This window comes from Owariibacterium komagatae (assembly GCF_045865535.1).
In the GTDB taxonomy this organism is placed as follows: domain Bacteria; phylum Bacillota; class Clostridia; order Oscillospirales; family Ruminococcaceae; genus Ruthenibacterium; species Ruthenibacterium komagatae.
Map to the genome: position 1 here is coordinate 1,359,568 of NZ_AP031406.1, position 18,229 is coordinate 1,377,796.

Sequence of the window (18,229 nt, forward strand, 5' to 3'; positions counted from 1 at the left end):
CCCGTACGGGGTGCTTTTTTGATTGCGGAAGCTTATTTCATCGCTTCGATCTTTTCAAAGATGTCGCTGTACTTCTCGCCTTCCGTGGCGTTCAGCTCTTTCACAGCGTCCATGAACTGCTGGCGCTCTTCGTCCGTCAGATCAATGATGGTGCAGCCTTTTTCAATGCACTCCTCACGGGACTCTTTCTCGCTTTCAGCCCACAGTTCGCGCTGATACAGGCTGGACTCGTCCGCCGCTTCCTGGATGGCAGCCATCTGCTCATCGGTCAGTTTATCCATGGTCGCTTTGGAGATGACCAGCAGGTCCGCAGAGCGGTTGTGCTCGTCCATGGTGATCATGGGCGCCACTTCGTTCAAAGACATGGACAGATACCAGGGCAGGTTGTTTTCAGCACCGTTCACAACGCCGGTCTGCAGCGCGCTGTACAGCTCGCTGGCCGCCATGGAAGTGGGGTTGGCGCCCATGGCGCGCACCATGCCCAGCATCAGGTTGGATTCCTGCACGCGGATCGCCAGGTTGGCCATATCGGACGGATTGTGCACTTCTGCTTCGGTGAAGAAGAAGTTGCGGGTTCCGTTGTCATAGAAGCACAGGCCATACAGACCATTGTCCAGCATTTCCTGCGAATGCAGCATTGCCTTGCCGACTTCTTCCGAATCCAGCACCTTCCAGTAGTGCTCGCTGCTGGTGAAGATGTACGGGAACAGGATGGCGTTGTAGTCATCCACAAACTCGGCCAGCGGAGAAATGTTGACACGGATGAGGTCGATGCCGCCGAACTGCGCCTGCTCAATGGTGGCCTTTTCCTCGCCCAGAACCGCATTGTAATAGCATTCCACTTTTACGCTTCCGTTGGTTTTTTCCTCGACCAGCTCAGCAAAACGGTTGGTCGCCAGAGACGTGACGAAATCCTCCGTGTGATTGGATGCCAAACGCAGGACGATTGCCTCGCCGTTCTCCTCTGTCGCGCTGGCAGCCTGAGAGGTCGAACCGGCGGACGCGGTGCTTTCCGCAGCAGAGGACGCTCCTCCGCCGCAAGCGGTCAGCATGGAAAGCAGAGCAGCTGCTGCCACTACGAGTGATAATACCTTTTTCATATTGTTCCTCCTTGATAAATTATTTCATTATTGCATCGCAATAACTACATGCCCGTTCTCAAATCGATCCGAACTCGCGGTCGAAGCGCATACATGCCGCTTTGATCCCGTCCGGTTGCCCGAAGATGGTGTGAACCGTTCCCACAATGGCGTCCACGCCCATTTCCTTGCATTCACGTCCCTTTTCATAGTCAATGCCGCCATCCACCGACAGAAGGAACCGGCAGCCCATCTGTTCGCGCAGCGCGCAGATCTCACGCAGGCGGTCCATGCTCCCCTCCAGAAGGGGCTGCCCCGCAAATCCAGGCTCCACCGCCATCAGCGTGACCATGTCCACATATTCCACAAAGGGCCGAATATGGTCAATACATTGCGACGGATTGATCACAATGCCCGGTTTCATACCCGCGGCACGGATCTCATTGATGGTGCGCCGCACGAAGGGCGTGCTGTCCGTATGGAAGGACACATAATCCGCCCCGGCCTCCTTCAGGCGCCGGATATAATCGCTGGGGTTGGTCACCATCATGTGAACATCCATATTGACCTGGGGGTAAGCTTCCTTCAGTTCCGCCAGAAGCTTGATGGGAAGGCATAAGTTCGGCACATAATGCCCGTCCATCAGGTCGATGTGAAAAAAGCGGGTGCCGCCTTCCACCAGAGCGTCCAGTTCCTCTTTCATATTCAAAAAATGAACATTGATGATGGATGCCGTATTGAACATATTCCCGCCTCCTGTTACTCCAGTTTGTCCCCGTAAATCTTTTGGGTCCGCAGATTCATAAATTCCCGGTCGCCCTCCGTGGTGGACACCATGCAGTATACATACCGCAGGCCGCCGCACGGGCACCCGCAGTTGGGATGATAGCCATGGGGGATGGCCACCAGATGATTGTTCTGCACCACATAGGCCTGCGCTGTTTCCAGCTCATCGTACACGCACTGCACACCGAAGCTTTGTCCCATGTTGAAATAGACATAAACTTCTTCCCGTTCTGCACCGTGTTCGTGGGGCGGCCAGGCGGTCCATCCGCCGTCGGCCCCGTAGCAGATCCCGGTCAAAAAGCGGCCCGAAGCAAACTCTTCGTCAATGAAGTTCCACACGTCCCGCCGGGTTCCGTTTTCCACTTTTCCGTAAACTTTATGGCGGCTGTCCGCATCCACGTCTGCGAAACGGATGTGACGGAATTCATACGCATTGCTGCAGGGAGCGCCGAATCGCATGACTGTGGCAGGTCCGCCCTTCAGTTCCAAAGCGCTGTTCCGGGGCAGGTACAGCATGTCGCACATCACCGCCGTGCCGCTTTTCCCGCCGTATGTATATTCCACGCTTCCATCCAGGCAAACCAGGCACAATTCCTCACTGCCGCTTTTCAGGCAGATGGGTTCTTTGATCTCCAGCCGCTGCGCGGAGCAATAAACCAGTCCCATATCTTCCGGAGAAAGCCGTTCCAGCGTTTCATCCGGCAAAAAATGTGCTTTCATGCAAACAACTCCTTTTATTTCATGATCAAATTGGGCAGCCAGGTGGAAAGTGCGGGCACAAATGTGACTATCAGCAGGCACGTGATCATAACAGCGTACATGGGCAGCAGTTCTTTTGTAACCCGTTCAATGGAACTTTTACCCACAGCGCAGCCCACGAACAGTGCCGAACCCACCGGCGGAGTGCACAGGCCAATGGCCAGGTTGAAGATCATCATGACGCCGAAATGGACCGGGTCCATTCCCAAAGCCGTTACAACCGGAAGCAGGATGGGCGTGACAATGAAAATGATGGGAGCCATATCCATAATGCATCCCAGGCACAGAAGCATCAGGTTGATCAGAAGCAAAAGAATGATGCGGTTGTCCGTAATCGACAACAGGAAATTGGTCAAAAGCGCGGGAACCTTCAAGAAAGCCAGCACATAGCCGAAGGCACCCGCCGCGGCAATCAGGCTGAAGGAGAGGCACAAGGTATTTACAACGTTTCCCAAAATACGGGGAATGTCTTTCCATTTCAGCTTTTTGTAAACAAACATGGAAATCAGGAACGCGTAAATGCAGGCGATGGCCGCCGACTCCGTAGCGGTAAACCAGCCCAGGGTCACGCCGCCCATGATGATAATGGCGGTAAACAAAGCGATGATCGCATCTTTTGTCACCAGCAGGATCTGTTTCAGGCCCATGGCCTCGCCTTTGGGATAATTGCGCTTGACGGAAATAAACAGGCTGTATGCCATCAGTGCAAAGCCCAGCAGAATGCCCGGGATCGCGCCGCCCAAGAATAACTTGCCCACGGAAACGCCGCCCGCCGCCAGTGCAAAGAAGATCATGTTGTGAGAAGGCGGGATCAGAACGCCCTGGCAGGACGTGGTCACGGTCAGCGCAATGGAAAAATCCCGCCCGTATCCGGACTTGACCATGGTGGGGATCACGATGGAACCGAGGGAGGAAACGTCCGCCACCGCGGAACCCGAAATACCGCCGAAGAACATGGAGTCCAGGCAGTTCACACAGGCCAGGCCGCCCCGGAATCTGCCCACAATGGCATTTGCAAAGTCCACGATCTTGTCGGATATTCCGCCTGCGCCCATGATCTCACCCGCAAGGATGAAGAAGGGCACGGCCATTAACGAAAAACTGTTGATGGATTTTGCCATTTGCTGCACCATGGTCATCAGGGGCAGGTCCAGATAGATCATGGTCACGGCAGTTGACGCGACCAGTGCGATGGGGATGGGCACACGAAGTATGATCAGCGCGATAAAACCGCCCACCAAAAGCAAAATTGCAATTGCAGATGTGCTCATTGCGCGTCCTCCTCTTCTTCAGGGTCTTCAAATATTTTGGCTGCATTCGGGAAAAACATATGAAGAATAGTGCAGTAAACAATGTAGAAACCGCCCACGGGAATCATCAGGTACAACATGAAACTCGGCCACTTGGTCGTGGGCAGCGTAGAGTTCAGTGTAGCCATGACCAGCTTGTAGCCGTTGATCATCAGCATGGCGCCCACGAACAGCGTCACAATGTGTCCCAGCCAGACCGCGGCTTTCTGCACCGGCTTCGGAAACAGCTTGTAAAACATTTCAATGCGGATATGAATATTCTTTGCAACACCCATGGCCATGGAAATAAAGGCCATCCAGACCATGAGCAGCAATGCCACTTCTTCCGACCACACAATGCTGTAGTGCAAAAACTTTCGGGAAATGACCTGGGCGCTGACCAGCAGGACCACACCCAGCAAAACCACTTTGGAATAGGTCTGAAGAACGTTGAAAATAATGTCCAGGAATTTATTAAATCCCATTAGAAATTTCTTCATCTGCACATACCTCCTGTTCCCAGTGATTTAACGAAAGCTTTCCTCTTCGATGGACTTCAGCACCTGATAACCTTTCTCGTTGTTCAGCCGGCGCTGGGTTTCAAACCCGTCGCACCACTTGCCTGCCAAAAATTTTTCTGCCATTTCTCCGCCCATATCCCAGCTGACTACCCGGGCGCCCATGGCCAGCACATTGGCATTGTTGATCAGCGAAATTTTTTCCGCCGTGAACACACTTTCACAGGCCACACAGTAAACACCGCGGAATTTGTTCACGATCATGCTTACACCGGCGCCTGTGCCGCAGATAACGATTCCCTTTTCACATTCGCCGCTTTGGATCACCTTTGCCAGATTTTGCGCCGCCTCAAAATACAGAACATTTTCGTTTTCCGTCTGCTGTCCCACATCCAGAACCTCGTATCCTGCGGCCTGGATTCTTTTTTTGACGGCTTCCTTCAGAAGAAAAGAAGACGCCTCGCACGCAATTGCCACTTTCATAACCGTTTCCTCCTTTGCACACCCTGTCATGTTTCACTTGGGAAAGTGAAACAAAACCACTTCCAATTCCGGACAATCCGGATTTTTTCGAATCGCATGCGGCACACCGGCCGGTGCGTAAAAGAATGTGCCCGCCTCAATGGGACATTCTTCCTGGGCTACTTTCGCCCAGCCGGAGCCTTTGACCACATAAAAGCCCTCGTTGTCCTCGTGAACGCCTGGAACCGGATATTCTTCGCATTCGTAAAAGTTCACACTGGCGTTGCAGCCCTCGCAGGGTGCTGTTCCATCCAAAAAAATCGGATAATTGGTGGCTCCCGGCGCAGGCTTCGGAGCATTCATATCTGCTTTTGAAAAATACTTCACGCAAATCCCCCTCACAAATAGGTAAACGTTTATTCTATTTTTTGTTTCATAACAAAAAATCTATTTATAAATTACAAAAATATGACATTTTTTCAAAAAATATATTGATTTTGGATTAAAAAAACGTTTACTTTCTTCACCAAGATAATATAAAGATTCCTTGCATAAAGTCAAGCTGTTTTCCTACTTTTTTACGTTTTATAAGAATATTTTTATTATTTTTGTACACTATTACAAATCATTTTCGTAAACGTTTTCTCTCTCAAATCTTGCATTTTCGGTACGTTTCGTCTATTATAAATTTAATATAAAAGAGAGCCCAGGGATCAGCTATGGAAAACAACAAACCCACCATCAAAGACATTGCAACCATTGCCGGCGTCTCCATTCCCACCGTTCACAAAGCGATTTACGGAAAACCCGGCGTCAGCGAAAAAACGCGGGAACGCGTTTTAAAAATCACTCATGAGTTGAATTATTCCATCAATCCGACTGCATCCAGGTTGAAGCGCGGCACGCTGAACCTGGCGGTGGTTCTGCCGCTGCTGCCGGAAGACTGCAACCAGTTCTTCCGAAAAATCTGGGAAGGCATTGACGACGCTGAAAAAATGATGCAGGACTACAATGTCACTCTTGAACGAATGCCCTGCGGCCGCACCAGCGCAGATCAGATTCCGATCTTTGAAAAAATTCTGAAGCGGGACAACATTCACGGCGTCATCACCTACTGCTGGGACGACACCACCCTGAATGTGTATTTTGAGCAGCTTCTTGAAAAAGGAATTCCTGTGGTAACCGTGCATTCCGATGCGGTGAACTCCAAACGGGTCGGCTGCGTGCGCGCGTCCGGACGGCGCACCGGGCAGCTGGCTGCGGAACTTTTGGGAAAGCTGACTCCGCCCAGTGGTCGGGTCATTCTGATGAGCGGCAACCACAAACTGAAGCTGCTGCGTGACAATGCCATGGGCTTCTGCGATTACATCACAGAACAGCATCCCGGTCTGGCCATTTTGGACATCAGCAACGCCTGCGGCAATTTCTCTCTGGAGGACACACTGGTGCAGGAGCTGGAAAATCACCCGGACATTGTGGGCATTTACTGCAACAGTGCGTCCAACTGCATTGCCATGTGTCACGCTTTGAAGCGGACCGACAAATGGAAGCACATTGCCGCCATTTCCAGCGATATTTTTGCCGAGCTGGAACCCTATCTCATGGACGGAACCGTGGACGCCAGCATCTGGCAGGCGCCGGAACTTCAAAGCAAAGAGGGCGTCTGTATGCTGTACGAATACCTGTCCGGCCAGCACCTGCAACAGGAAGTTCGCTATGTGCAGCTGGGCATTGTCATGAAAAACAATTTCCACGACTATCTGTGAGAGGAGCGCTCTATGAGGACTTCCCGCTACTGCTATCCCCTGTGCATTCAGCTTCCCGCTTTTAACGATTTGAACGACCCGGCCTTTCTTTCTGCGCTTGATCTGCTGCAAGAGCGCGGATTTTATGGCGTGGAACTGAACTTACTGGATTTTGAATCCCTTTCACCGGAAGAACTTTGCCGTCTGCTGGAAGCGTATCAGCTCAAGCCGACCATGGTGGCCACCGGAGCCCGTGCCAAGCGGGACGGATTGTCTCTCAGCAGCCCGGACGAGGTGATTCGCAGCAAAAGCGTAGCCGCCATGCGTGAGATGGTTTCTTACGCACAGCGGCTGCATGCAGGTGTGATCTGCGGATTCATCAAAGGCGGACCGGACGGAGACCGGACAGAGTGTTCCCGGCAGCTGCAGCGCTCTTTGGACGAGCTTGCCGCAGACGGCACCCTGCAAAAAGCACCCGTCTATCTGGAAGCCACCAATCATTACGAAGCACTTCTGGTCAACACACTGGCCGAAGGAGCTGCTTTCGCGCAACACACCCAGGGGCCCGTCTGCATTCTGCCAGATACCTATCACATGAATATCGAAGAGCGTTCTGCCGCACAGGCGCTGGCCCTTCACCAGTCCCTGTACCAAAATTTGCACATTTCCGACAACAACCGGTTCTTTCCCGGCCTGGGCGCCATTGATTTTCATGCGGTTCTTCGGCTGCTGCAGGGGCTTCGCTATCAGGGGACCATCACCATCGAAGGACGGGTTCGTGCAAACTGGGCCGACGATGTCTCTTTTTCCTGTGACTATCTGGAACAGGTGGCACGCCGCGCCTGTGATTTTGAAGCATAAAAAAGCACCCCGTACGGGGTGCTTTTTCTGTTGCTCAGGGTGAATTATACTATCAAGTGCAACACTTTAGGGAAATAAAAAGGAGTTCATACAGCCCCCTGTGGTAGAATGAAGTTACCACACCACCAAACCACCGGAGGGAACTGTATGAACTACCATCATCTTACCATAGAAGAGCGCAGTTGTATACGGAAATATTATGTGGATGGTCTGAGTTACCGGGAGATTGCCCGGCTGATTGGGAGAAACGTGAGCACGGTGTCGCGGGAGATACGGCGAAACTGCACCCATATGTATGACATTCCGACCTACTACCCCCACACGGCGCAGAAGAAGTACCTGCTGCGGCGCTCCTACTGCCACCGCGGGATGTTCCATTCCCAAGAAGTGATCGACTACATAGAGGAAAAGCTGCGTGCGACGTGGTCGCCGGAGCAGATCGCCTGTACCCCTTGTGAACGAAAGATGCCCAGCTGGAGTACCATCTACCGGTGGATCTATGAGAAATACCTGGTAAATGGCAATCTGAAGGTACTGCGCCGCAAGGGAAAGAGCCATGGAGTCAAGGAAACGCGGGGAAAGTACAGCAAGGGAAAATCCATCCGCAAGCGGGACAAATCGGTGTACAGCCGCCAGGAAGCCGGACACTGGGAAGCGGACACCGTAGTGAGTGGCCAGGGCAAAAGCAAAGCCTGCTTTGCCACCCTGGCGGAGCGAAAGACCCGGTTTTACATTGCCGTGAAGATGCCGGACCGGAGAGCTGAGACCATGGAAAACGCCGTTGTCGCTGCCCTGTCCGTCTTTCCACCGCAGCTAGTCAAAACCATTACCTGCGACCGGGGCACAGAGTTTGCCAACTGGCGCCGTATTGAAGAACGATTGCATTGCGAGGTCTATTTTGCCGACCCGTATTGTGCCTGGCAGAAAGGCACAAACGAGAATCTGAACGGTCTGCTCCGGGAGTTTTATCCCAAGGGCAGAAATCTTTCCCGCGTTGCTCCCGCCACATTAAAACGAAACCTGGCGTTGTTGAACGCCAGGCCTCGCAAAGTTCTTAACTTCCATTCTGCCCGGGAATTATGGGACTTTGAACTCAATTCCTGTTGCACTTAGTTTGACAATTCACTCTCAGGTCATATTCTGCAGATGATGTTCCACGCGGCGCACCAGCATATCCAGCGCCACCGCGTTGCGGCCGCCCTCGGGCACGATGATATCCGCATATCGCCGGGACGGCTCCACATACTGTTCATGCATAGGCTTTACCGTGGTCAGATATTGTGTGACCACACTTTCCAGGCTGCGGCCTCGCTGCTTTACATCCCGTACCACCCGGCGCAGAATGCGCACATCCGCATCCGTATCCACATAGATTTTCACATCCATCTGGCTGCGCAGGCGCTCATCCGCCAAAATCAAAATTCCTTCTACCAGAATCACGCCCGTGGGGGCAATGAGCATGGTCTCGTCGGAACGGTCGTGCTGTTTAAAATCGTAAACCGGCGCGGCAATGGTCTCGCCCCGCCGCAGCGCGGCCAGATGCTCCACCAGAAGTTCTGTGTCAAAGGCGGACGGGTGGTCATAATTCAGCCGCACCCGCTCGTCATAGGGCATGTCCGGATGACTTTTATAATAATTGTCATAGCTGAGCACGGTCACCGCACTGCCCAGCCTCTCTTTCAGGCGTTTGGTCAGCGTGGTTTTTCCGCTGCCCGTTCCGCCGCCGATGCCAATGACAAAGCATTCCATTGCGATCCCTCCCGTGAATCAATAGGCGATCTTGAACACGGCTTTTTTCACATGGTCAAACCCCTGGGCGCGAATCCCCGGTTTGTGAGGCTCCTCTACCATAAACACAGCAAAGCGGTCTGTTCCCAGCACCAATGCGGCGCTGGTGTCCGCTCCGTACAAAGCCGCGTCTGTCTCCTCGTCATAAGGCTGTTTTTCGGTCAATTCTCCCAAAGCCACTTCGCACAGCTCGGCCCCCTCCAGATCCACCTGCAGATCCATGTAGCGGGAGTGGGTCTCGAAGGGGATCTCCTCGCTCTGCTTGGGCTCCAGTTCGAATACGTTCACATAGACGTTTTCACCGTCGATGTTGGTGCGGCCCGGAGGGAGCAGGGACAAATCATGGCTTTCGATGTAATCGATGGCCGTATCCAAATGCTCGAACAGGCCGGTGTACTGATTCAGGTTTTCCAATCGGTCAAAAATCATAGGCAAAGACCTCTCTTTCTCTTTGAGTATAGCAGATTCCGTCCGTTCCCACAACCAAAAAGCGGCCCTCCCGCAGGAGGGCCGCTTTTTCTTGTTTCTTATTTCACTTCCGGCAGGCTGGCCGCAGCAGCGGACTGGCCCACGCGGCGGGTCTTCTCGTCGGGTGCCTCGGGGCGGAACGTCACCTCGGGATACTCCTCGTCCATCACACGGCTGGCCACATCCATAATGATGTCGCCACCCTTTCCGGACATGACGCGGCCCATCATCTGTACATGACGGATGTCATAGAACATGGCATACAGTGCCAGCGTATGGCCCAGATACACACCGATGGACTCGTACACTTTTACAGCACGCGGATCATTCTCCGCCATCAGCGCCTGCACTTCCTTCAGTTTTTCAGCCGGGCTTTCCCCTTTCAGCTCAATGCCTGCACGGGGCGCCAGTTTGATCACGCTGTCCTGGCTGAAATACTTCACGCCACAGCCGATGTCACCGCTCCACTCGTCTTCCATGGCGTCGGGCTGTCCGTCCACCGGAGCAAAGGCCAGTTCGTTCAGCCAGCCGCAGATGTTTCCGTCACCGTCCACATAACCCACGGCCTCGCTGGTTCCCATGGCAATGCCCATGATGCCGTTTTCACCCAGGCCCATGGCGCCGGCCAAAGCGGACACGTCGCCGTCGTTGGCCACGACCACGGGGATGTCATATCCCAGCGTATTGGACAGCTCTTTGGCTGCACGGGTATAGATGTTTTTGACCTTCTTGTCGAAGTCCTCTTTGCCCACCTTCAAAAACAGGCTGGCTACCATGCACTTGTTGTCGATGTACACACCTGCGGAAGAAATGCCGATGCCGTCCACATGGCCGCCTTTTTCCAGAATCTTTGCCGCAGCGGTGTGGAACGCTGCCAGAATGCCCTGATAATGATAGTCCGGATTGGAGATGGTTTTGGGGAACCAGACCACCTCTTCGCTGTAGATGGGCTCGCCGTCGATAACCGCGGACACCTTGCGGTCCGAACCGCCGGCATCAAAGCCGATGCGGCCGCCGTTGGTGTGACGGCCGATGCTCTCGGCACGCTGCACAGCGGTGGGTTTCTGGTCATAGGGCAGGCTCTCCACCACGAACTCGGTTTCATACACCTGCTCCATAAAGCCCTTATCGAAAGCGCGGGAACCATTCTCGCTGTATGCAGCACGAATGGTTTCAGCCACGGCGTCGTCACCGCAGATGCTCACCTTGAAGCCGCCCCAGCTCCACAGAAGGAATTTAACCAGGCGGTCCACATAATAGTCGTCCGCCGCCTTCATTTCCGGTGTGCCGTAGATGCGGGTCTCATATACACCCACCTGACCGCCGGAGCGTTCGACTGCAATGCACAAAGGCTTTGTCGCATTTTTGGAATATTCTTTAAAAAACAGACCCAGAGGCACAAACCCCTGATCCAGTTCCGGCAGATTTTTGACCGGGATGTCCACGTTGAGGAATTTCATGGTCGTTCTTCCTTTCTGTTCTGGCGTGTTTGCCGGCCAATGCGCCGGACTTTCTAGCATCATTCTAGCACATGCCGCCCCGGAAATCTTGCACGATTTGTGTGACATTTTTGCATTTTTGGCCACTCTGCAGAAATACAGCCTCAGTTCTCTTCTTCGAAAGCCTGTTCGCTCTCGTCACCGGGCCGATATACCACCCGATAATGAAAATCCAATGCATCGTAAAATGCATGGTAATCTTTTTTCTCCAGCGCGCTTACGATCCGCTCGTGCTTTTCCACCGTCAACTGAATATAGCTGCCGCTGGTTGGCTTCTGATAGTTTTTATCAAACGCCCAGAACGCATCGATCAGTGAAAGCAGCAAAGGGAGGTCCAGCTTCGTGTACAAAGCACGATGAAACGCCGCATCTGCTTCGGCGAAACGAACGCCAAACGTGGCCTCAGGCTTTTTTCTCAACGTTTTGGCAAGATCCTGCATTTTCTCTACCAACTGCCGCAATTTTTCCACATCTTCTTCGGTCAGACTTTCAAAGGCCTCGCCGGAAAAGCCCAGCTCCAACACACGACGTATTTTTTTCAGTTGCTCCAGCATCTCCTGGCCGTCATCACTGCGAGCGTACACAAGACTGTTGAATAAATAATCTGTACTGAACTCCTGAATCACGATTCCCACACCAGGCGTGGAGTGCACCACGCCGGTGATTTCCAGCGATTTGATGGCTTCGCGCAGAACGTTTCTGCTGACGCCCAGGCGCTCACACATCTCCATTTCCGTTGGAAGTTTATCCCCCGGCTTTAAATTGTTTTGAACAATATAATTTCTCAGCTCATTGTACACTTGCAGATAAAGCTTGGGGGACCGCAAATTTTTCATTTTTACCAAGCTGTTTTCCATGATTCCAGCCCCTCTCTGGTGGTCAGAATGTCAAAACTTTCTCACCCTTTTTTATCATAGTCTTGCAGTGCCGAGAATGTCAAGCAATCAGTTTTGTGCATTTTGTGAAAAATTCCATATTTTCTTTCAACATACTGCAATAAATTCTATAAACTTTGTTGACAAGAACCTGTTTGCAGTGTTATAACTGAAGGCAGCAAAGAGATTTTGCTCGACTTTGTACTACAAAGTACAAACTTCAAACTACATCACTACAGGAAAGGATGAAAACATGAAACGCGGTTCTGTCCAAATGCGCCGTGACACCAGGTTTTCGTATCTGGTCAGCGCTCCGATGTTTTTGTACATCGGCATTGTTTTGATGATCCCCATTTGCTGGGGTGTTTACATCAGTTTCACCGACAAAATGATCGGCGGGCAAGAGCAGTGGATCGGATTTAAAAACTACATTGCCCTTCTGCAGGACTCCACGTTTCGCCGCTCGGTGCTGAACACCGTAATTTATACTGTTTTCTCCATTCTCGGAAAACTTGTGTTCGGCATGATCATGGCGCTGGTTTTGAACTTTTCGTTCCGCGGCCGCAATGTGGCCCGCGCATTGATGATTATTCCCTGGACGCTGCCCAACATCGTCGCCGTGCTGAACTGGCGCTGGATTTTTTCCGACACCGGCGGCGTAGCCAACTACATTCTTCAGCAGCTCCATCTGATCGATCACAACCTGGTGTGGTTGGGTGACGCCACGCTGGCCATGCTGGCGGTGCTGGTGGCGAATATCTGGCGCGGCAGTCCCTTCTTTGGCATCTCGATTCTGGCCCGGCTTCAGACCATCCCCAAAGATTATTACGAAGCAGCCGAGATCGACGGCGCTAGCACACTGCAGAAATTTTTCTCCATCACGCTTCCGTCCATCGCAGACGTGACGCTGCTTACCGCGCTGGTGTCCACGATCTGGACCATCAACGAATTCGAATCTGTATGGCTTCTGACCGGCGGCGGTCCCAGCGGCGCCACCGAAGTCATCGGTGTGTTCAGCTACCGCACGGCCATGACCAACATGCAGCTGGGCAAAGGCGTGGCTGTCAGCCTGCTGGCCATGCCCGTTCTGCTGGTGCTGATTGCACTGGTCAGCCGGAAAATGCTGAAGGAGGAGGATTGAGACCATGTCCATGAAGCAAAGACGGCAACTTGTCCACATTTTTCGCCTGGTGATGGTAGCCATCTGCCTGGTGGTCGCGCTGTTCCCCATCTACTGGATGCTGAACACCTCTTTCAAAACTCAATTTGAAATGTATCAGAAAGTTCCCACCATGCTGCCTCAGGAGCCCACATTGGACGGATACAAATTTCTGATTACGGAAACGCCTTTTCTCAATGCAATCAAAAACAGCTTTCTGGTGGCGATCACCTGCTCGACCCTGTCGGTCCTGCTGGCATACCCTGTCTCCTATGTGGTGGCACGTCTGAAGTTCTACGGACGCAAAACCGTCTCCCGCCTGATCCTGTTTTCCTATCTGATCCCCACATCCGTTCTGTACATTCCGCTGTTCCTCTTCGTTTCCAGCTGCGGTCTGACGGATAACATTTTGGGATTGATCCTGATTTATCCCACCTTTACGCTGCCTTACGTCAGTTGGATGCTGATTCCCCACGTACGCGCCGTTCCCAAGGATATTGAGGAAGCCGCGACCGTGGACGGATGCACCCGTCTGCAGAATATGTACCGCATTGTGTTCCCTCTGGCTCTTCCGGGAATTGTCTCAACGTTCATCTTCGCCTTTTCGTTGTGCTGGGGCGAATACCTGTACGCCCTGGTAAATATCAGCAGCAGCGAAATGAAGACCTTCCCGCTGGTGATCTCCGGGTTGATCTACGGCGATATTTATCCCTGGAACCAGATTATGGCCGGTGCGATTCTGGCCTGTATTCCCATTCTGCTTGTGTACATCTTCTTCTCCAACCTGCTGGTAGGTGGAATGACGGAAGGAGGTGTGAAGGCCTAAGTTCTTTCGATGTTCGATGGAAAATTGTTTTTTAAGGAGGGTATTATGAAAAAGTTTTTGTCTTTGTTGCTTTCTGCCGCCATGGTGACCACCATGCTCACCGCCTGTGGAGGAACTGCTTCCTCTACGACATCCACCGCTTCCGCGTCCGGATCCAGCACTGCATCCGGCGGAACACTGAGCATCTGGGTTGAAAAGAGTTTCAGCGAAGATGTAGACCAGCTGATCAACGAGCGCATCGAGGCCTTCTCCGAGGAGTACGGTGTGCAGGTCAGCGCGGAATTCATCGCCGCTACCGATTATATGACCAAATTGAACGCAGCAGTGGAAGCCGGCAATGTGCCCGACGTCACCTTGTCCAATCCCTATAAAGTGGTCAGCTACTATCCCAACATTCCCTATTCTGACGTGACCGACCTGGTGGATGAACTGGACGCTGAGCGGCCCATGTTTGAAGCACTGAAGGAAGGCACCAAGATCGAAGGCGTGAACTATTTTGTTCCCTTCTACGCAGCGGACAGCCTGCTGTTTGTGCGCACGGACCTGTTTGAAGAGGCCGGCGTGGATCTGCCCACCACCTGGGAAGAACTGTGGGATGCGGCTGTGGCCGTTTCCGACCCTGATAACGGCGTGTACGGCCTGGGCATTGGCTGCGGACCCACGGACGAAGACTGTGAGAACAGCTTCCGCATGATGATGTGGTGCAACGGCGGCAAACTGATGGACGAAGAAGGCAACATCGTTGCGGCGGAGGACGAAGGCCTGCGCGCAATGGTAGAAAAATACGTGGAACTGTATAATGCAGGTGCCATTCCTCCCTCTTCCACCACTTGGGATTCCGGCGGAAACAACAAATCCTATCTGATGGGCGAATCCGCAATGGTCATCAACACTTCCACGCTGTACAACTCCATCAAAGACGATCCCAACTACGCAGAACTGTTTGAAAACACCGCCGTGATCAACGTTCCCGCCGGCAGCGATGGCAGCGTTCTGTTCGGCAACCCGTCCGGCTGGTCCATCATGAACGATGCGAAGAACCCCGACGCAGCGCGTGATTTCATCCGCTTTGTATCTGAAAAAGAGTGGTACGACACCTATCTGGAAGCCATCGGCCCCGTGTTCGCTCCTGTGTATCAGGATCTGGCGGAAGACGAAGTGTGGAGCTCCGGCGCGAACCAGCAGGCCATTGAATACGTCCAGAACGCTACCGGTTACTACGGCTATCCGGCCCAGACCCTGGAAGGCCGCGCCATCGCATCCAAGAACTATTACTCCTTCCCCATCGCACGCATGCTGAACTCCATTGTCACCGGAAGCAAATCCATTGACGACGCCATCGCGCAGCTGGACAAAGAGCTTAACGACACAGCGGAGTCTGTAAAATAAAAAGGAGGCATTTTCAATGTCTGAACCCAAAACCGTGTGGGTCAATCTGGACCCGCGGAACGTGGACCTGACACCCATTGTATCCCGTTGCGAAAAAGCCGGTTACCGGTGCATTACCAAAGACATCGGAACAGATACTGCCAAAGCGGTGGAAATGGCTTTGCAGGCAGATGCCATCGTGAGCATCGGCGAACAGTGGAACCAGGATTCCCTGCCGCAGATTGCGGGCAGCAACCGAATCATCGTGCGCTACGGCGCTGGACTGGACAACGTGAATGTTCCGCTGGCCACACAGTATGGCATCCCGGTGGCCAATCTTCCGGGAATGAACTCTCCCGCTGTGGCTGAGATTGCACTTCTGCACATTCTGAATCTGGGCCGCCGTTTTTCCTATTCGATCGAGGGGATCAAGCAGGGGCATTGGCCTTATTCCATGCCCGGCAACGAACTGGACGGAAAGGTCTTGGGGCTGATCGGCTTCGGAAACATTGCCCGTCAGCTGACCCGCATGGTACAGGGGTTCTCCTTGAAAATCATGGCATACGACAATTACCTGAACGAGGCAGGCCGCGCCTTTGCTCAGGAGCACAACGTCACGCTGACGCAGTCCGCCGAAGAGATTTACCGCAACGCGGACATCGTCAGCCTGCACATCCCCTACACGCCCGCCAACCGCGGCATCGTGAACAAGGACTGCTTCGCGATAATGAAACCAACCGCGTATCTGGTCAACACCTGCCGCGGCGGCGTGATTTGCGAGAAAGATCTGATCGATGCGCTGCGCACCGGCCAGATTCGCGGCGCCGGGTTGGACGTCATGTGTGAAGAGCCGCCTTCCATGGACAATCCGCTTCTGCACATGGACAATGTATTTGTGTCTTCTCACCTGGGTTCCCTGGCAGTGGAAGCAGAAGAACGCAGCCAGCTTCTGATTGCGGACATCATTGACGAACACTTTGCCGGACGAATCCACCGCAACGTGGTCAATCCGCAGGCGCTTGCCAATCACTAAAGGAACAATTGCTGTGCAACAGCAAAATGATCAAAAAAAGGAAAGGGTGCAGTTATGATCGATCTTGAAAAATTCAAAGGGATCTTTCCGGCTTTTCCCGCCTGCTATGACGACAATGGGGAAATCAGTCCGGAACGAACCCAGGACCTGGTACGTTATTGCGCTGAACGCGGTGCAAAAGGCGTGTACATCACCGGAAGCTCCGGCGAGTTCCCGTATCAGACCGTGGACGAACGCCGCCTGACTATGAAAGCGGTAAAAGAAGCCGCGGACGGGCTGACTGTCATCGCCCATGTAGGCGCTGCTGCCACACGGGACAGCGTTGCACTGGCCAAGTATGCGGCCGAATGCGGCATTGACGCCATTTCGTCAGTGCCTCCCTACTACTTCGCCCAGCCGGATTACGGCATCATGGATTACTGGAACGCCATGATTGAAGCGGCGCATCTGCCCTTCATTCTCTACAACATTCCCGGCACCACCGGCGTGACCATCAGCTTTGACATTTTCCGCAAAATGCTGGAGAACCCCTATGTCATCGGCATCAAGAACACCTCGCTGCCCGTGATGGATATGCTTCAGTTCAAGGCCTGCGGCAAGGACCGCTGCGTTGTCTTCAACGGACCGGACGAGCAATTTGTGGCGGGCCGTCTGATGGGCGCAGACAGCGGCATCGGCAGCACCTATGTGGTGATGCTGGACCTGTATTTGAAAGCGGATGCCTGCATCCGCGCCGGAGACTATGCGCTGGCCGGCGAGATTCAGCGGTTCATGACCACAGCAACTCTGGATATTCTTCGCTGCCACGGTCATCTGATTTCCGGCTTGAAGTACATCCTGCATCTGCAGGGGTTCGAGATCGGCGAAGCACGCAGACCTCTGGTTCCTGTCAACGACGATGACCGCCGTGCACTGGTAGAAATCGAACGGCGAATCGAAGAGGCGACCATGAAGTACTGCGGACGCAAACCCGGCAGAGCCTGATTTTAAAGCAAAAACAAGCCAGCATTTCAATGCTGGCTTGTTTTTTCAACTGCTGCAAAACCTTACATAAAAAGGCGCCGTCCCCGGTGGGACGGCGCCTTTGTCATGCCTGTTTTTTAGATTTCTGGCTTTTGATGACCTTCATGCGGGTGAATTCTTCACGCTCGTGCTCCTCCAGTGTGCTGGAGATAAAACGAATGTTGGTCTCCAGCTTGGGAATCACCACGTTCTCCAGCATGTTGGCACGGCGCTGTGTCTTTTTGATGGCCGTGGCCAGGCGGTACACGCTGTTCTCGATGCCCGCCAGTTTCGCACACAAATGTTTGACGTTATCAAAGCACATATATGCGTAATCCAGCTGCGAATTGGTATCGGAAAAGCCGTAGTACGGGAAAGGAGGCGGGCTGTCCAGATGGCCCGTGGGCAGATCCACGCCCATGATGCTGTGACTGGTGACAGAAAAGCCTTTCTCCTCCGGCACGGCGTTCTCCAGAGAGCGGTCAATGCCCAGCGTGATGTTGGCGCTTTGCAGCGCTGTGTAGGAGCGGATAAACGTATCACCGATCTCCTTCTGCATCCCGGCGGCCTCATCGATCAGCTTCATCATCTCCCGCATGAGCACGTTGCGCTTGCGGTCCAGCAGGTCAAAACCCAGCTTGGCCAGAGACAGGTTCTTTTTGCAGGCAATCAGATTGCCTTTTGTGGGGAATATCTGTTCGGCCATGGTACA

At 53.2% G+C, this 18,229-nt stretch carries 20 protein-coding genes; 8 read left to right on the forward strand and 12 right to left on the reverse strand.

Annotated elements, in window-relative coordinates; genetic code table 11:
- Window positions 1–32 precede the first annotated feature (32 nt).
- Genes ACKTS9_RS06800 through ACKTS9_RS06830 form a run of 7 tightly spaced genes read right to left on the reverse strand, consistent with a single transcriptional unit; the run spans window position 33 to window position 5,280 of the window.
- The gene (locus ACKTS9_RS06800; RefSeq protein WP_349215501.1) at window positions 33–1,100 is read right to left on the reverse strand and encodes a TRAP transporter substrate-binding protein; all 1,068 of its coding nucleotides are present in this window, start codon (window positions 1,098–1,100) and stop codon (window positions 33–35) included.
- Between the two features lie 58 nt (window positions 1,101–1,158).
- Window positions 1,159–1,824 carry a ribulose-phosphate 3-epimerase gene (locus ACKTS9_RS06805; protein ID WP_349215502.1) on the reverse strand — a complete coding sequence of 222 codons (666 nt, stop codon included), beginning with the start codon at window positions 1,822–1,824 and terminating at the stop codon, window positions 1,159–1,161.
- Between the two features lie 14 nt (window positions 1,825–1,838).
- Entirely contained in the window at window positions 1,839–2,585 is a 747-nt protein-coding gene (locus ACKTS9_RS06810; RefSeq protein ID WP_349215503.1) for a 5-deoxy-glucuronate isomerase, read from the reverse strand.
- A 14-nt stretch (window positions 2,586–2,599) separates the two neighbouring features.
- Window positions 2,600–3,895, reverse strand: a complete 1,296-nt coding sequence (locus tag ACKTS9_RS06815) for a TRAP transporter large permease (protein ID WP_407879780.1) — start codon at window positions 3,893–3,895, stop codon at window positions 2,600–2,602.
- A complete protein-coding gene (locus ACKTS9_RS06820; protein WP_349215506.1) occupies window positions 3,892–4,413 on the reverse strand; it encodes a TRAP transporter small permease in 522 nt (173 codons plus the stop codon). The genes ACKTS9_RS06815 and ACKTS9_RS06820 overlap by 4 nt, the downstream gene beginning before the upstream one ends.
- 27 nt (window positions 4,414–4,440) lie before the next feature.
- Window positions 4,441–4,914 carry an RpiB/LacA/LacB family sugar-phosphate isomerase gene (locus tag ACKTS9_RS06825; RefSeq protein WP_349215507.1) on the reverse strand — a complete coding sequence of 158 codons (474 nt, stop codon included), beginning with the start codon at window positions 4,912–4,914 and terminating at the stop codon, window positions 4,441–4,443.
- 33 nt (window positions 4,915–4,947) lie between these two features.
- Window positions 4,948–5,280, reverse strand: coding sequence for a cupin domain-containing protein (locus ACKTS9_RS06830; protein ID WP_349215508.1), 333 nt, complete (start codon window positions 5,278–5,280; stop codon window positions 4,948–4,950).
- A gap of 332 nt (window positions 5,281–5,612) precedes the next feature.
- Between ACKTS9_RS06830 and ACKTS9_RS06835 the strand changes: the two genes are divergently transcribed.
- The 3 genes from ACKTS9_RS06835 to ACKTS9_RS06845 all read left to right on the forward strand — a co-directional run bounded on the left by ACKTS9_RS06835 (window position 5,613) and on the right by ACKTS9_RS06845 (window position 8,612).
- Window positions 5,613–6,659 carry a LacI family DNA-binding transcriptional regulator gene (locus ACKTS9_RS06835; RefSeq protein WP_407879784.1) on the forward strand — a complete coding sequence of 349 codons (1,047 nt, stop codon included), beginning with the start codon at window positions 5,613–5,615 and terminating at the stop codon, window positions 6,657–6,659.
- Between the two features lie 12 nt (window positions 6,660–6,671).
- Window positions 6,672–7,499 carry a sugar phosphate isomerase/epimerase family protein gene (locus tag ACKTS9_RS06840; protein WP_349215510.1) on the forward strand — a complete coding sequence of 276 codons (828 nt, stop codon included), beginning with the start codon at window positions 6,672–6,674 and terminating at the stop codon, window positions 7,497–7,499.
- Between the two features lie 147 nt (window positions 7,500–7,646).
- Window positions 7,647–8,612 (forward strand): IS30 family transposase, encoded by a 966-nt coding sequence (locus tag ACKTS9_RS06845; protein ID WP_407878926.1) that lies wholly within the window; start codon window positions 7,647–7,649, stop codon window positions 8,610–8,612.
- A gap of 15 nt (window positions 8,613–8,627) precedes the next feature.
- Here the strand turns inward: ACKTS9_RS06845 and udk are convergent, their stop codons facing one another.
- The 4 genes from udk to ACKTS9_RS06865 form a co-directional block, all read right to left on the reverse strand.
- The gene (gene udk, locus ACKTS9_RS06850; protein WP_349215511.1) at window positions 8,628–9,248 is read right to left on the reverse strand and encodes a uridine kinase; all 621 of its coding nucleotides are present in this window, start codon (window positions 9,246–9,248) and stop codon (window positions 8,628–8,630) included.
- A gap of 18 nt (window positions 9,249–9,266) precedes the next feature.
- On the reverse strand, window positions 9,267–9,716 hold the full coding sequence (locus tag ACKTS9_RS06855; RefSeq protein ID WP_349215513.1) for a YhcH/YjgK/YiaL family protein: 450 nt from the start codon (window positions 9,714–9,716) through the stop codon (window positions 9,267–9,269).
- A 98-nt stretch (window positions 9,717–9,814) separates the two neighbouring features.
- Window positions 9,815–11,215 (reverse strand): ROK family protein, encoded by a 1,401-nt coding sequence (locus ACKTS9_RS06860; RefSeq protein WP_349215131.1) that lies wholly within the window; start codon window positions 11,213–11,215, stop codon window positions 9,815–9,817.
- A gap of 143 nt (window positions 11,216–11,358) precedes the next feature.
- On the reverse strand, window positions 11,359–12,111 hold the full coding sequence (locus ACKTS9_RS06865; RefSeq protein ID WP_407879787.1) for a FadR/GntR family transcriptional regulator: 753 nt from the start codon (window positions 12,109–12,111) through the stop codon (window positions 11,359–11,361).
- A gap of 271 nt (window positions 12,112–12,382) precedes the next feature.
- On the opposite strand from ACKTS9_RS06865, the gene ACKTS9_RS06870 reads away from it, so the two are divergent.
- From ACKTS9_RS06870 to ACKTS9_RS06890, 5 genes are read left to right on the forward strand one after another with little or no spacing between them, the layout of a single operon-like run.
- A complete protein-coding gene (locus ACKTS9_RS06870; protein WP_349215129.1) occupies window positions 12,383–13,270 on the forward strand; it encodes a carbohydrate ABC transporter permease in 888 nt (295 codons plus the stop codon).
- A 4-nt stretch (window positions 13,271–13,274) separates the two neighbouring features.
- Window positions 13,275–14,114 (forward strand): carbohydrate ABC transporter permease, encoded by an 840-nt coding sequence (locus tag ACKTS9_RS06875; protein WP_349215128.1) that lies wholly within the window; start codon window positions 13,275–13,277, stop codon window positions 14,112–14,114.
- 45 nt (window positions 14,115–14,159) lie between these two features.
- The gene (locus ACKTS9_RS06880; RefSeq protein WP_349215127.1) at window positions 14,160–15,503 is read left to right on the forward strand and encodes an ABC transporter substrate-binding protein; all 1,344 of its coding nucleotides are present in this window, start codon (window positions 14,160–14,162) and stop codon (window positions 15,501–15,503) included.
- Between the two features lie 16 nt (window positions 15,504–15,519).
- On the forward strand, window positions 15,520–16,515 hold the full coding sequence (locus ACKTS9_RS06885) for an NAD(P)-dependent oxidoreductase (protein ID WP_349215126.1): 996 nt from the start codon (window positions 15,520–15,522) through the stop codon (window positions 16,513–16,515).
- Window positions 16,516–16,569: 54 nt separating this feature from the next.
- Window positions 16,570–17,499 carry a dihydrodipicolinate synthase family protein gene (locus tag ACKTS9_RS06890; protein ID WP_349215125.1) on the forward strand — a complete coding sequence of 310 codons (930 nt, stop codon included), beginning with the start codon at window positions 16,570–16,572 and terminating at the stop codon, window positions 17,497–17,499.
- Window positions 17,500–17,602: 103 nt separating this feature from the next.
- On the opposite strand, the gene ACKTS9_RS06895 is transcribed toward ACKTS9_RS06890, so the two are convergent.
- Complete coding sequence (locus tag ACKTS9_RS06895; RefSeq protein ID WP_349215124.1) at window positions 17,603–18,223, reverse strand: V-type ATP synthase subunit D; 621 nt, start codon at window positions 18,221–18,223, stop codon at window positions 17,603–17,605.
- Window positions 18,224–18,229 lie beyond the last annotated feature (6 nt).

Bases quoted from the DNA above. Each gene is read 5' to 3' on its own strand.
- ACKTS9_RS06800 (WP_349215501.1), bottom strand. From the start codon at position 1,100: ATGAAAAAGGTATTATCACTCGTAGTGGCAGCAGCTGCTCTGCTTTCC.
- ACKTS9_RS06805 (WP_349215502.1), bottom strand. From the start codon at position 1,824: ATGTTCAATACGGCATCCATCATCAATGTTCATTTTTTGAATATGAAA.
- ACKTS9_RS06810 (WP_349215503.1), bottom strand. From the start codon at position 2,585: ATGAAAGCACATTTTTTGCCGGATGAAACGCTGGAACGGCTTTCTCCG.
- ACKTS9_RS06815 (WP_407879780.1), bottom strand. From the start codon at position 3,895: ATGAGCACATCTGCAATTGCAATTTTGCTTTTGGTGGGCGGTTTTATC.
- ACKTS9_RS06820 (WP_349215506.1), bottom strand. From the start codon at position 4,413: ATGAAGAAATTTCTAATGGGATTTAATAAATTCCTGGACATTATTTTC.
- ACKTS9_RS06825 (WP_349215507.1), bottom strand. From the start codon at position 4,914: ATGAAAGTGGCAATTGCGTGCGAGGCGTCTTCTTTTCTTCTGAAGGAA.
- ACKTS9_RS06835 (WP_407879784.1), top strand. From the start codon at position 5,613: ATGGAAAACAACAAACCCACCATCAAAGACATTGCAACCATTGCCGGC.
- ACKTS9_RS06840 (WP_349215510.1), top strand. From the start codon at position 6,672: ATGAGGACTTCCCGCTACTGCTATCCCCTGTGCATTCAGCTTCCCGCT.
- ACKTS9_RS06845 (WP_407878926.1), top strand. From the start codon at position 7,647: ATGAACTACCATCATCTTACCATAGAAGAGCGCAGTTGTATACGGAAA.
- udk (WP_349215511.1), bottom strand. From the start codon at position 9,248: ATGGAATGCTTTGTCATTGGCATCGGCGGCGGAACGGGCAGCGGAAAA.
- ACKTS9_RS06855 (WP_349215513.1), bottom strand. From the start codon at position 9,716: ATGATTTTTGACCGATTGGAAAACCTGAATCAGTACACCGGCCTGTTC.
- ACKTS9_RS06860 (WP_349215131.1), bottom strand. From the start codon at position 11,215: ATGAAATTCCTCAACGTGGACATCCCGGTCAAAAATCTGCCGGAACTG.
- ACKTS9_RS06865 (WP_407879787.1), bottom strand. From the start codon at position 12,111: ATGGAAAACAGCTTGGTAAAAATGAAAAATTTGCGGTCCCCCAAGCTT.
- ACKTS9_RS06870 (WP_349215129.1), top strand. From the start codon at position 12,383: ATGAAACGCGGTTCTGTCCAAATGCGCCGTGACACCAGGTTTTCGTAT.
- ACKTS9_RS06875 (WP_349215128.1), top strand. From the start codon at position 13,275: ATGTCCATGAAGCAAAGACGGCAACTTGTCCACATTTTTCGCCTGGTG.
- ACKTS9_RS06880 (WP_349215127.1), top strand. From the start codon at position 14,160: ATGAAAAAGTTTTTGTCTTTGTTGCTTTCTGCCGCCATGGTGACCACC.
- ACKTS9_RS06885 (WP_349215126.1), top strand. From the start codon at position 15,520: ATGTCTGAACCCAAAACCGTGTGGGTCAATCTGGACCCGCGGAACGTG.
- ACKTS9_RS06890 (WP_349215125.1), top strand. From the start codon at position 16,570: ATGATCGATCTTGAAAAATTCAAAGGGATCTTTCCGGCTTTTCCCGCC.
- ACKTS9_RS06895 (WP_349215124.1), bottom strand. From the start codon at position 18,223: ATGGCCGAACAGATATTCCCCACAAAAGGCAATCTGATTGCCTGCAAA.